Below are 12213 nucleotides of genomic sequence, written 5' to 3'. Positions count from 1 at the left end.
CAATCGTAACGCACCGATTCGAATTCTTGATGTTCGCCGATGGAAGCCCAATGCTTGCGACATGCCAAAGCGGATCTTCCTGGGATACGATTCACCCTTCCTGCCCAATCTGGTCTCCCACCTCCTTGGCGACCCGGATACGCTGGCGCACACCCTCGTCATCGTCCCCACCGGCCAGAGCGGCAGGACGCTGCGCGAGTCACTCGCAGCCGCCGCCGGTTCCATCCTCGCACCGACCGTCTCCACCCCTGGCGCGATGCTCCACACCGGCGATCCATCGCTAGCCACCGCATGGTTGGAGAAACTCGCATGGATCGAGGCCCTCGAATCCATAGCCCCCGCCGATTGGCAAAATTTCTCCGGCCTTTTCCCGGTATCCCCAGCCAGTGCCGGCGGCAGTTCCGACTGGGCTGTTTCCCTTGCCTCCGAGCTGGCCTTGCTGCGCGCCGGGCTTCAGGAAAACCTGCACAACCTTTTCTCCGCCTCGAAATTCCTCGCATCCACACCGGAGTCCGCACGTTGGGAGGATCTATCAAGGCTGGAGGTGCTCGTGGAGAAACTCCTGGCATCCTGGGGATTCACCTCGCGCTCCACCATGCTCAGGGAATCCTTCGCCCTGCCCGCAAATTTCCACACCATCATCCTCGCCGGAGTCACCGAAATGCCGCCCTGCCTTGCCAAGGCGCTCATGGAAACGCACTGCGATGTGACAGCCATCATCGCCGCCCCGGAGTCAGAGGCGCAGCATTTCTCGGAACTCGGCCTTCCGCTTGAACCGTGGATCATCCGCAAGCTCCCGCCGCACGCCTCCGTGAGCATCGTTGCCGATCCTGCCGCCCAGGCGAAATGCGCTCTCGAAGCGGTGTCCGCCACCGGATCGCCTTCACCAAACATCGCCCTCGGCAGCGCGGATGAGCCAACGGGAGCCGCCCTCGCCCGGGTTTTCACAGAGAACGGCTGGAGCGCCTTCCACCCCGCATCCGCCCAACCCCTCCCCGCTCTTGTCCGCTGGCTGGGTGCTTGGAAAAACTGGCTTTCCAAACCCTCCTCCCGCCACCTCGCCGCCCTGCTTTCCCTGCCGGAGTGCAATCCCATGGCCAACGGGAAACGCTCCGCAAATCTCACCACCCTGAATCGTTTGCGGGACAAGCACCCGACCATAGAGCCCGAGGAAATCCTATATCGCCTGAAAAACCTCCCCCCATCCGATGAAGCGGAAAACTCACGAAACGGGGAATTATGGCTCACCGTGAGCGGGCTGTCCGCACGCCGCGAGCATTTCCTCAGCTCCACCTTCGCGGAAGCGCTTTCCTCCCACCTCCGCGATCTCCAACCCGTCGCGGAAAGTTCCGCCGCCACACTCACCGCCATCGAGGACTTCCTCGCCGCCGCCTCACCCATTTTCGGAATCGTCCGGCGCAGCAACACCTTCTGGCTCCAGACACTCCTCTCAGAACTCCCTGCACCCACCGCCCGCCCACCCGCTGACCGTGCCATTGATGTCCAGGGCTGGCTGGAACTCCTCTTCGAGCCGGGCGAGCACCTCGTCATCTGCGGCATGAACGAAGGCTTCGTCCCCGCCCGCTCCAGTGGCGACCCATGGCTTTCCGAAAACACCCGCAAGATCCTCGGCCTCACCTCGGATGCCGACCGCCATGCCCGCGACGCCTACCTGCTCCACGCCATGCTGATGATGCGTGGAAACACCGGCTCCGCCCATCTCATCTGCGGCAAGAACGGTGCGGGCGGCGAGCCATACCTGCCCTCACGCCTGCTCCTCCAGGTGCCGCGCAAGGAGTTGCCAGAAACCGTCAGGCACCTCTTCCGCGAGATCGCCCCGCCGGAGTCCGATCTCATCTGGACCCGGGATTTCGAATGGCAGCCGCCACACATCGAAGTCCCGGATCACTTCGGCGTCACCACCCTGCGCGACTACCTCTCATGCCCCTTCCGTTTCTACCTCAAGCACCTCGCCCGCATGTCCGAACCTGCGCCGGATCGCAGGGAGATGGATGCCCGGGATTTCGGAAACATCGCCCACCACGTCGTCGAGAACTGGGGCAAGGATGAGGAGGCCAACAAACTAACAGATCCCACCAAGCTGAGCGACTATCTCGATTCCGCGCTGGAGACAGCGATTTTCCGGGAGTTCGGGAAAAAGCCCCCCCTCGCCATCCGCATCCAGGCTGCAGCCATCCGCCAGCGCCTCGAGTGGTTCGCCGAGCGCCAGGCGGAGTCCGCAGCGGAGGGCTGGGAGATCGTCGCCACCGAGCGCGGCTTCACCATCCCCTCCGGCAAACTCACCATCAAGGGCAAGATCGACCGAATCGACCGCCACCGCGGCACCGGCCAGATCCGCGTCATTGACTACAAGACCGGCGACGTGAAAAAAGGAGTCGAGGGCGAGCACCGCCGCAAGATCACGCCAGCCGCAAGCCTTCCGTCCCACATCCCGGAAGCCGGTCCTCCCTTCCACCAAGGATTCGACCCGAAGGGCAAGCCCGCCGCTTTCCTCTGGCAGAACCTCCAGCTCCCCCTCTACGCGCTCGCCGAGTCCAGTGACGGCGGCATCCCCATCCCCTGCTACATCCACCTCGGCAAAACCGAGGACAACGTGAAATTCAGCACCTGGGACACCTTTTCCGAAAGCGACATGATCTCCGCCCAAGCCTGCGCCGATTGGATCGTCTCGGAAATCGCCCAGCGGAACTTCTGGCCACCCGCGGAAAAAGTCACCTACGACGACTACTCCATCCTATCCCAGGGCCGCCCCCTGGCGGAAGCAATCGCATCCCTTGGCGGCTGAGGAAACCTTAGCCGAACTAGGGATTGTTCGGGAAGGTATCCGGAAACGACCCACCACCCGGAGAAAGATTCCCTCCCGAAAAGCCCCCCCCGCCCGCAGACGGTGGCGGCTGCTCGTTCCCGTTTGAACCATGGACGTAGAACAGCTCGCTCATCAGGGAGCGCGTATAGCCGTTTTCCTTGCCGGGACCGCGGTTGATGAGTCCGGAGGGATGAAGGTCTCCGTTGATCCTACCCTCCCTTTGTGCGGCGATCGTCCTGTCGATCGCTTCCTTGGCGGCTTCATCAAGATCCCCGAAGATGCCCCTGTCCGCAAGCAAGGCCGTTTTCATCGTCTTCTCGATGTTGATCTGCACCGGAACCGGGAAACTTTCGTCATCCGGGTGCATCACCAGCATGTAGCCGGCCGGGATGGAGACCTTCTCGCCCTTGCGGTTGATCAGTTCCGCAGTGCCCTCGAGGCAGATGAACTTGATGTATTTCCCTGGGCTGAACTCCATCAGGGTGGTGGTGCCTGTGATGGCCGCCGTTACCGTGGCGGTGCGGATCTTCGCCCCACCGGAGTTTTTCGGAACCTGTAGCAGGAAAGAACCCTGGGCGATCTCCATGTCGCGCGAGCCGGAGCGAAACCGGAACACCGAGTTCGCACCCACGCGGGTGACCGTCCTGTCAGGGAATGTCATCGCGGCACGGGAGGCGTTGCCGGTGAGGATGGTGGATGCACCGGTCATTTTCGTCCCTTCGCCGATGCTGCGCGGGGCGGCGCGGTTCTCGCTCATTTTCACGTCCTTGACCACGGTGGTGACGATGGCCGTTTTCAACGGGGCGGCGGTAATGCTTAGCGGGAAAATCGCCACCAAGGCTGGAGCTAAAAATCGTTTCATGGGGTAGGCTGTTTGGAGTTTCAGAAAGTGAGCTGCATGCCGATCCCGAGTCCGCCGGACCAGGCCTCATACTCGTTGAAGTTCCCGAAGGTGTCGGACTGGTTTTTGTCGAACGAAAGCGAGGCATTGGCGCTCAACCTTTCGGTGAACTGCCAGACCAGCTCCGCCGCCATCCTGTAGGTCCAGTCATCGCGACCGAACTGGTCGAAGTTGAAGCGCGACGCCCGGGCGGAGAGCACCGTGTAGATGGAGTCCGTGATCGAGTAGCTGTAGGCGAGTTCCGCGGCATACTCGTTGCGCATCAGCGCCTCCGGACGGGCGCTCCACTCATAGGCTCCGCTCACCGTCCCGACCAGCTGATGCCTCGGCATGGACCATAGGACTTTCTGGAGACCGGTGCGGATGCGCTGCGCGTTGTAATCGCCCTCGCTCAGCGAGGTGGAGGTGATGCGCTGGAACTCGAGGCGTGTGAACAGGATGGTGTCATCGAGCTCGGGAAAGATCCGGAACACCCCAAGGCGGGCAGTGAAATTTTCAAAATCCACCGCGTTGGTCCTGTCATACCGCAGGATATCCACTCCTGCCCCGAGATCGGCGAACCAGCCCCTGGAAATGTGCGGACGCCACGCTGCCGCAGCACTGGAGCCGAACACCCATGAGGAACGATCCGTCGCCGGATTCCCGCTTGGCGCGGTGTCCGTGAACATCACGGATCTGTGGAAATCGAAGATCACCGGCTCCCTGTCGGGGCGTTCCACCAGGATTTCCTGGACCCCGAGATCGGAATCCGCAGGCGAATAGGGAGCCTGATCCAGGGCGGAAGCCTTTGTCTGCCCGTCTTCGCCGGAATAATTCGGAACCTGTCCCCCAAGCCCGAAGAAACGCTGGGTGGAGGTGAGGACATCCGCCTGCGCGACCAGACCGCCGAGTATGGATAATGGAAGTATGAGGTGATTCACAAATTAAATGGTTGTTGGTTGATACGCATTAAAGAAACTTATGATATGAAGGCAAGGACAAAGGCATTTGACAAAAGAAAGATCTCCGCAGGCCTTGCCTTCCTCGGCGGGCTGCTTGTCGCTGCAACCGCTTTCATCCCCGGCATTTCCGACGGCCTGATCTCCATCGACAGGCTGCTCGGCGACAATTCGCTCTATCGTCCCGGCTCCCCGCCGCCACGCGAAGACCTCGTTTTCCTTGGCATTGACGAGGAAATTCTCACGCTCAACTCCCATGAGCCGGATCTTGTTGCGGCCGATCCGACATTGTCGCGCATGGCGCAGCGCTTCCCGTGGGACAGGCGGGTCTATGCAAATGTCTTCGAGAAACTCATCGGCGCGGGTGCGCGGCTCGTCATCCTCGATCTCGTGCTGGCCGATCCCTCGGATCCGGAAGCCGATGCGGAACTCGCCGCCGTGATGGCAAAGCATGCGGATCGCATCATACTCGGCTCGCAGTTCGCCCCGATGTCCATGGAATACGACGGCTTCCGGCATGTCTTTCCCTGCGAGCAATTCATCGAAAGCGATCCCGCGCCGCGCTTCGGGTTCGTGAATTTCCGCCCGGACCAGGAGGACGGCCTTGTCCGTGACGTCGAGTATTCCAGCACGCTCAACGAGCAGAACATGGATCCCCCCCTGCCCGGTGAAACCCGCTTCGACTCGCTCTCGGGAGCCGCGCTGAGGGCACTTGGCAAACCGGCATCCTCGGCAAACGCGCAGCCGCGCTACAGCATCCTCGCTCCGGAGATCACCGTCGACCCGGAGACGGGGAAAAACATGCTGGAGCTCGATAACAAGGCTTCGCGGGTTTATCCGCCTTATCCCGTCTGTAGCATTTTCGTCCCGGATGACTGGCAGCATCGCTTCGGGAACGGTGATTTCTTCAAGGGCAAGACCGTCCTCATCGGCCCGGCGGCCGCTGTCTTCCAGGATACCCACCAGACCCCCGTCGGCCAGCTCATGGGTCCGCAGCTGCACTTGCAGGCGATCGCTGCCGGGCTCAACGACAGCTTCGTCCACCGCCCGTTCCGGGGCTGGCGCGGCGCCATCTTCTGGGCGGGCATCATCGGCGGCCTGGTGTCGGCGTTGATGATCTTCAAGGTGCGGCGACCTCTCGTTGCGCTGACGACAACCGCCCTGATCATCGCCGGGGCCTACCTCGGCACCTATCTCTACGCCCGCTGGGGCGCGACGTGGATTGGCCCCAGCCCCTTCGCCTTCGCGGTGTTCCTTGGTGCGGTGTCCGGGCAGACCTACGATCTTGTCAGCGAGAGGCTGGAGCGCTCACGGCTCAACCAGCAGTTCCGGCGTTTCGTCTCGCGGGATGTGGCGGACTCGCTGGTGAACAACCCGAACATCTATCAGCTCGCCGCCAGCGGCAGGAAGCGGCGGGTGGTCGTGGTTTTCTCGGACATACGCGGCTTCACGTCGCTTTCGGAAAAAGTCAGCCCGGAGCAGCTTTTCGAGCAGCTCAACGAATACCTGTCCGCCATGGTCAGGATCATTTTCACCCACAAGGGCACCTTGGATAAATTCATCGGCGATGCGATACTGGCTCACTGGGGGGCGCTTGAGGACGGCGAGGATTCGGCGTTCGCCTCCTCCGCACTGGCCGCCACCAAGGACATGATCGCTGAGCTTGACAGGCTCAATGCGGACTGGGATTCGCGCGGGCTGCCGGTGCTTGGGATAGGCATCGGACTGCATCTCGGCGAGGTGCTGGCCGGCGAGATCGGATCCGAGCAGCGCACGGAGTTCGGTGTCATCGGGGATGCGGTGAACCTCGCCTCCCGGCTTGAGGGCATGACCAAGGCGTTTTCCTGCCCATGGCTCGGCAGCGGGCAGTTCATCGAGGCAAGCGGCGGGGGAAGCGGCCTGCGCCGCATCGCAAGGGTGCGCGTGAAAGGCCGCGAGGAGCCGGTCGATCTCTGGACGAACGCCCCATCGGAAGAGGCGCGTGCAGCCTACGCGGAGGTGCTGGCGGAATTCGAGACGGGCGATTTCGATGCCGCCATGGAAAAGATCGAAGCCTATCTGCGGAGATACCCGGATGACAAGGTCGCCCCGCACCTGCTGGAGCACATCAGGTTCCACCAAGAGCTCAAGCCCGCCCAATGGGAGGGCATCATCCGTTTCACGGAGAAATGACATGCGAAAGTGCCGCCGGCCGGACTCGAACCGGCACGCCTGTGAGGGCAACGGATTTTAAATCCGTAGTGTCTACCATTCCACCACGGCGGCTTTCCTGCAACGCGGTGATTTGATTTCCCCGGCGCATGGAAGGCAAGGTGATTCACGGGTCTGGTTTCTACATGCTGGTTTCCGGATGCTCGCACAAAGCCACGAAGCCGAGACGCACGAAGCCCCTCATTCCCAGAAATCCTTCGTGCCTTCGTGTGAAACAACTCAAACCCTCGTGATCAGTCCTCCTGGGCTTTGGTGCGGTGCCCCGGTTTGGCGAGGATCTCGATATAAACGGCATCCCAATTTTCGCCCCGGGCAAGATCCACGGGCTTGGTGATTTCGGAAACATGAACGGTGGCCGCGCTCTCCGCATCCTTCCCAGCCCGGCAATGGAAATCCCAGAAATCCGCTCCCTCCGGAAGCTCCTTGCGGCGCTCCCTCTTGAGATATTTCCGGATCTCCGCCTTGATCGCTTCCACCACGCGGGCGGGCTTGTGCTTCGGGTCTTCGAGCGGGAACGATTTCTTCATGGCGGTGCTTTTCGCGCATGATCGCCACTTTGTCGATGGCGGGCCATCGCGATTTTCAGCGCGTCCACATCGCCTTCCGGCACGAGGTAAAGGAGCGGCTGCGCCGTAAGGGGCAGCTCCGCAGCCGCCGTCTGCGTCCATAGCGGGGCACGGATTTCCACAGCGATGGGTGCATCCGGTGGCAGCCACTGCTGGGATGACGCCGGACAGGTTGGCCGGCATCCCTGAGAAAGCGCCTCACGATGAAGATCCGCGATTTCAGGAAAAAGGCCAAGGCTCCGGCGCGCGTCGGTTCGCTGTGGGGTTCCGTCCCTTTCATGTTCGCCTTGGCTGTGTTTCAATGCGCCCCGTTCATCAGGATCACCATCTCGCCCTTGGTGCCGTGCGCTCCGAACCATTCCAGCAGCTCCGCCGCCGTGCCGCGGTGGTAGGTCTCGAATTTCTTGGTCAGCTCGCGGGCAACACAGACCCTCGCCTCCGGCGCAATCTCCGCAAGGATCTCCAGGGTGGAAACAATCCGGTGCGGGCTTTCAAAAAATATCCCCGTCTCCCCGCTTTCGAGCGTGGTTGCCATTTCGGTTTTCCGTTTCCCTTTTTTCACCGAAAGGAATCCGCCGAAACGGAACGCATGGCAGGGCAGCCCTGAGCCGATCAAAGCCGTCAGCACCGCCGAGGGGCCGGGCAGCACATCGAAGGGCACATCCGCCTCCAGGCAGGCCTGCACGAGACGGTAGCCGGGATCGGAAATGCCGGGCATTCCCGCATCACTGATGAAGGCAATCACCTCCCCTGCCCTCGCCGCCGCGACAAGCTCAGGGGCTTTCCGCACCTCGTTGTGCTCGTGCAGCGCCACCAGACGCCTGCCGGATATCCCATGATGGGCAAGCAGGATCCCCGAGCGCCGCGTATCCTCGCAGGCGATCCTGTCCGCCGTCCTCAAAACCTCCAGGGCGCGGACTGTAATGTCCCCCAGATTGCCTATGGGCGTCGGCACAAGGACGATGCGCCCCGCTGTTTCGGCACCGCTCATTTCCCGCCCTCCAGAAGTTTCCGCTCCTCCCCTGGAATCGTTTCCGGCAGGCCGGCAGCATTCACTTTCACGGCGGTCATCTCCCCTCTCGCCGCGATTTCCCCATCCATTTTTGCGATCTCGAAATTCCAGGTCACGGATGTCCCGCCCATCCTGGAAAGCGCCAGCCTCACCTCGATGCGATCCTCAAAACGCAGCGGTTTGCGGTATTCGCAGGAAACCTTGACCCTCGGCCAGCCGCCCTTCGCAGGATCGAAGACCGGCAGGCCGCACTGCCGCAGATAGCTGTGCTCGGCCTCCTCCGCATAGGCGAGGATCTTCGTGAAATGCACCCATCCGCTCGCATCCGTATCCGGAAAGGCGACTACGCGCTCATAGCGGTGACAGGTGCCATTCACCAGATCATCCCTCGAATTTCCGGACAAGAACCGAGGCGTTGTGACCACCGAAGCCGAAGCTGTTGCTCAGCGCCACCCTGATCGGCACCTCGCGGGCCACATTCGGAACCACGTCCAGATCGCATTCCGGATCCTGCTCCTCGATGTTGATCGTCGGCGGCACCACTCCATCGACGATGCCCATCACGCTGGCGATCAGCTCGATGCCGCCCGCCGCTCCGAGCATGTGCCCGGTCATGGATTTCGTGGAGCTGACCATCAGGCCGTTCTTTGCGTAGTCGCCGAAGGCAACCTTGATCGCTTTCGTCTCCGCGATGTCGCCGAGTCCTGTCGAGGTGGCGTGCGCATTGAGGTAATCGACCTCCTCCGGATTGATCTTGCCATGCTTCAGGGCCATGCCGATCGCATACGCCGGGCCGCTGCCGTCAGGGGACGGGGCGCTGAGGTGGTAGGCATCCGCGCTGACGCCGTAGCCGATCAGTTCCGCATAAATCTTGGCCCCGCGAGCCTTGGCCGTCTCGAGCTCCTCGATCATCACCACACCTGCACCCTCGCCCATCACGAAGCCATCACGGTGCTTGTCGAAGGGGCGCGAAGCCCTCTCCGGATCGTCGTTGCGGGTGCTCAGCGCCTTCATGCTGGAGAATCCGCACAATCCCATGGGCAGCACCGCAGCCTCCGCCCCCCCGCAGAGGAAACCATCGGCATCGCCGAATTTGATCATCCGCCATGCCTCACCGATGTTGTGGTTGGAGGTCGCGCAGGCGGTCACAATCACCATGTTCGGGCCGTGCAGGCCATGCTCCATGGAGATGATGCCCGAGGCGATGTTGGAAATCATCATCGGGATGGTGAACGGTGAAACCCGTTTCGGACCCTTCTCGATGAAGACCGAATGCTCGCGCTCAAGGGTCGAGAGGCCGCCAATGCCGCTGCCGACCATCACGCCGTAGCGGCGGGAGTCGATCTGACCGGTGTCCAGGCCGGAGTCCTCCATTGCCATTTTCGAGGCGGCAACTGCATATTGGACGTATCGGTCAGAGCGGCGGGCATCCTTCGGGGCTCGGAAATATCCGTCGGCATCGAAATCGCGAACCTCTCCGGCGATCTTGCAGTCAAACGGCTCCGGATCGATCCCCGCGATCCTTCTGACGCCGCTGCGACCGTTTTTCATGCCATCCCAGGTCGTTTTCAGATCATTCCCGAGTGGGGAGATACAACCAATGCCCGTAATTACAACCCGTCGTTCGCTCATATCGTGGGGAAAGCCTAGACGCGGAACCAAGCACCACGCAAGCACTAGAAATACCCTGCGCCGGCACTGCGATCAGCCTCTCCGCCCAAGCAGCGCCGCGAAGGCTCCGTCGGTGGCGTGCTGGCCCGGCGTGATCTGGATGGTTTTCCCGACGGCAAGGTTGTTCTCCCCGGCGAAGGCTTTCACGAGATCGATGTTTTCTGAATCCTCGATGGAACAGGTGGAATAGACGATGCGCCCGCCGGGCTTGAGGCAAGGGAGGGCGTTGGCGAGGATCTCGGCCTGGATTTTCGTGAGGTCTTCGATGTCCTGCGGCTGGAGGCGCCAGCGAACATCGACGCGGCGGCGGATGACACCGGTGTTCGAACAGGGCACATCGAGAAGGATGGCATCAAAGGCACCGCGGAATCTTTCCGGGGCGGGCTTGCGCCAGTCGTGGATGGAGATTTCGTCGGGAACGATGTGGAGTCGGGAGAGGTTTTCCTCAAGACGTGGGATGCGTTTCTCGTTGGAGTCCGTGCAGGTGAGGCCGGCCCCTGAGCCGAGGGCGGCGGCGATGAGGAAGGCTTTTCCGCCAGGGGCGGCGCAAGCATCAAGGATCTTTTCGCCGGGCTGCGGGTCGAGCAGGGCTATGCAGTGGCGGGTGGCGGGATCCTGGATATAGATGGCACCGGAGGCGAGGAGCTCGGTCGGCAGTTTGCCCTCAAGCCGGAAATAGTCCGGGGCGTTGTCGAGAGGTTCGCCAGGGATTGCGGCATCGGTGGGTGAGATCGGATTGATCCGGAAAAAGGTTTCCGCAGGCTGGTTGTCCCACTCCATGATGGCGATGGCCTGTTCCTTCCCGAAGGTTTTGCGCCAGCGCTTGTAAAGCCAGTCCGGGTGGGAATGGAGGGTGGCGGGGTTCATCTCATCAAGCTCATCCATCAGCCGCTTGCGGGAGGTGATCGCCTTGCGCAGGACTGCATTGATGAGGGGCCGGACTGGGGCTTTGCCCGCCTCGACGGTTTCGTTCACCGCGGCGTGATCCGGGATGTTGAGGATCAGGATCTGGCAGAGTCCGACGCGCAGCACATCGCGCGTCTCGGCATCGAGCTTGCCCTGCCGGAGCTTTGAAATCCAATGATCGAGCACACGGCGGTGGCGGAGGACACCGAAGAGAATGGCCTGCAGGAGACCGCGATCCGATGCGGAAAGCATGCGCCGCTGGGCGTGGCGCTCGACGAGGCTCTCCGCATAGTCATGGCCCTTCGCCCACGCGCGCAGGGCGGAGACGGCGGCTTGGCGGACATGGAAGTTCTTGGCGGGCATGGCTTTCAACCCTCCAGGGAGAAGGGAACAGCGAATGGACGCGATTGGACGCCAATAAGAAAGCATGAACTGATCGGCATCATCTCGAGATTCGCGTTCATTTGCGTCCGTTCGCGGTCAGGACATCCATGATCTCAGGCGAGAGGAAATCCTGGCCGTGGATGATGTGGTCGAGCAGCGGGATGTCGGTGAGGGATTCGAGGATGCCCTTGTTGGTGATCATGGGGGTGTCCATTTCGTCCTCGAGCTGGTTGAGGACAATGCCAACGCAGGTCAGTCCCTTGGCCTTGATGGCGGCGAGGGTGAGGAGTATGTGGTTGAGCGCGCCAAGACGGTTCGCCGCGACGAGGATTACGGGCAGGCGGAGATCCTTGGCGAGATCCGAGATGAAATAGCTTTCGGTGATGGGCACTTCCCAGCCGCCCGCTCCCTCGACGAGCACGATTTCGTGCTTCCCCGCGAAGTCTTGGAAACAGCCGACGAGCTTCGCCGGGTCGATGCGCTTGTTCTCCAGCAAGGCGGCGGTGTGCGGGGCGAGGGCGGCATTGAAATGGACGGGGTTCACTTCATCGATGGGCAGATCCCCGGAGGCGGCCGCGAGGATGCGGCCGTCATCCCGATCGCCGCAGGAGACGGGCTTGAAGCCGGCCGCGCTGTGGCCTTCCGAGCGCAAGGCTTCCACCATCAGCTTGGTGAGATAGGTTTTGCCAACCTCCGTATCCGTTCCCGTTATGAAAAAGTTCACTCTGCGCTGAGGGAGCTTGCAGGGCGTGCTCCGGTCAAGCATGGAACAACCCCCGGGCTGTCTTTTCTCTTCG

10 protein-coding genes and 1 tRNA gene are annotated in these 12213 nt (G+C 61.8%); 2 read left to right on the top strand and 9 right to left on the bottom strand.

The features are described from left to right. The first annotated feature begins 61 nt into the window (after nucleotides 1–61). Entirely contained in the window at nucleotides 62–2806 is a 2745-nt protein-coding gene (locus HZ994_00930) for a PD-(D/E)XK nuclease family protein (GenBank protein ID QTN30948.1), read from the top strand. A 16-nt stretch (nucleotides 2807–2822) separates the two neighbouring features. On the opposite strand, the gene HZ994_00925 is transcribed toward HZ994_00930, so the two are convergent. Further along, complete coding sequence (locus HZ994_00925; protein QTN30947.1) at nucleotides 2823–3689, bottom strand: FecR domain-containing protein; 867 nt, start codon at nucleotides 3687–3689, stop codon at nucleotides 2823–2825. Nucleotides 3690–3709: 20 nt separating this feature from the next. Beyond that, nucleotides 3710–4648 (bottom strand): hypothetical protein, encoded by a 939-nt coding sequence (locus HZ994_00920; GenBank protein QTN30946.1) that lies wholly within the window; start codon nucleotides 4646–4648, stop codon nucleotides 3710–3712. Between the two features lie 45 nt (nucleotides 4649–4693). Between HZ994_00920 and HZ994_00915 the strand changes: the two genes are divergently transcribed. Next, nucleotides 4694–6838, top strand: a complete 2145-nt coding sequence (locus HZ994_00915; GenBank protein QTN30945.1) for a CHASE2 domain-containing protein — start codon at nucleotides 4694–4696, stop codon at nucleotides 6836–6838. A gap of 10 nt (nucleotides 6839–6848) precedes the next feature. On the opposite strand, the gene HZ994_00910 is transcribed toward HZ994_00915, so the two are convergent. The 7 genes from HZ994_00910 to bioD form a co-directional block, all read right to left on the bottom strand. Further along, nucleotides 6849–6931 (bottom strand) — tRNA-Leu (locus HZ994_00910). 179 nt (nucleotides 6932–7110) lie between these two features. After that, a complete protein-coding gene (locus HZ994_00905; protein QTN30944.1) occupies nucleotides 7111–7404 on the bottom strand; it encodes a hypothetical protein in 294 nt (97 codons plus the stop codon). A 337-nt stretch (nucleotides 7405–7741) separates the two neighbouring features. Beyond that, nucleotides 7742–8434 carry a 16S rRNA (cytidine(1402)-2'-O)-methyltransferase gene (rsmI, locus tag HZ994_00900; GenBank protein ID QTN30943.1) on the bottom strand — a complete coding sequence of 231 codons (693 nt, stop codon included), beginning with the start codon at nucleotides 8432–8434 and terminating at the stop codon, nucleotides 7742–7744. Beyond that, nucleotides 8431–8832: an acyl-CoA thioesterase gene (locus HZ994_00895; GenBank protein QTN30942.1), complete on the bottom strand. Its 402-nt coding sequence runs from the start codon at nucleotides 8830–8832 to the stop codon at nucleotides 8431–8433. Before HZ994_00895 ends, rsmI begins: the two co-directional genes overlap by 4 nt. Before the next feature lie 4 nt (nucleotides 8833–8836). Continuing rightward, a complete protein-coding gene (gene fabF, locus HZ994_00890) occupies nucleotides 8837–10087 on the bottom strand; it encodes a beta-ketoacyl-ACP synthase II (protein QTN30941.1) in 1251 nt (416 codons plus the stop codon). 72 nt (nucleotides 10088–10159) lie between these two features. Continuing rightward, entirely contained in the window at nucleotides 10160–11395 is a 1236-nt protein-coding gene (rsmB, locus tag HZ994_00885) for a 16S rRNA (cytosine(967)-C(5))-methyltransferase RsmB (GenBank protein ID QTN30940.1), read from the bottom strand. A gap of 97 nt (nucleotides 11396–11492) precedes the next feature. Next, nucleotides 11493–12140 (bottom strand): dethiobiotin synthase, encoded by a 648-nt coding sequence (gene bioD / locus HZ994_00880; protein ID QTN30939.1) that lies wholly within the window; start codon nucleotides 12138–12140, stop codon nucleotides 11493–11495. Nucleotides 12141–12213: the final 73 nt, after the last annotated feature.

The organism is Akkermansiaceae bacterium (genome assembly GCA_017798145.1).
Taxonomy (GTDB): domain Bacteria; phylum Verrucomicrobiota; class Verrucomicrobiia; order Verrucomicrobiales; family Akkermansiaceae; genus Luteolibacter.
The sequence above is the reverse complement of the archived record's forward strand: the minus strand, read 5'-3'. Positions and strand labels throughout refer to the sequence as shown.

Excerpts from the sequence above, each read along its gene's own strand:
- HZ994_00925 (QTN30947.1), bottom strand. The coding sequence starts at position 3,689 with ATGAAACGATTTTTAGCTCCAGCCTTGGTGGCGATTTTCCCGCTAAGC.
- HZ994_00930 (QTN30948.1), top strand. The coding sequence starts at position 62 with ATGCCAAAGCGGATCTTCCTGGGATACGATTCACCCTTCCTGCCCAAT.
- HZ994_00915 (QTN30945.1), top strand. The coding sequence starts at position 4,694 with ATGAAGGCAAGGACAAAGGCATTTGACAAAAGAAAGATCTCCGCAGGC.
- rsmI (QTN30943.1), bottom strand. The coding sequence starts at position 8,434 with ATGAGCGGTGCCGAAACAGCGGGGCGCATCGTCCTTGTGCCGACGCCC.
- HZ994_00905 (QTN30944.1), bottom strand. The coding sequence starts at position 7,404 with ATGAAGAAATCGTTCCCGCTCGAAGACCCGAAGCACAAGCCCGCCCGC.
- fabF (QTN30941.1), bottom strand. The coding sequence starts at position 10,087 with ATGAGCGAACGACGGGTTGTAATTACGGGCATTGGTTGTATCTCCCCA.
- rsmB (QTN30940.1), bottom strand. The coding sequence starts at position 11,395 with ATGCCCGCCAAGAACTTCCATGTCCGCCAAGCCGCCGTCTCCGCCCTG.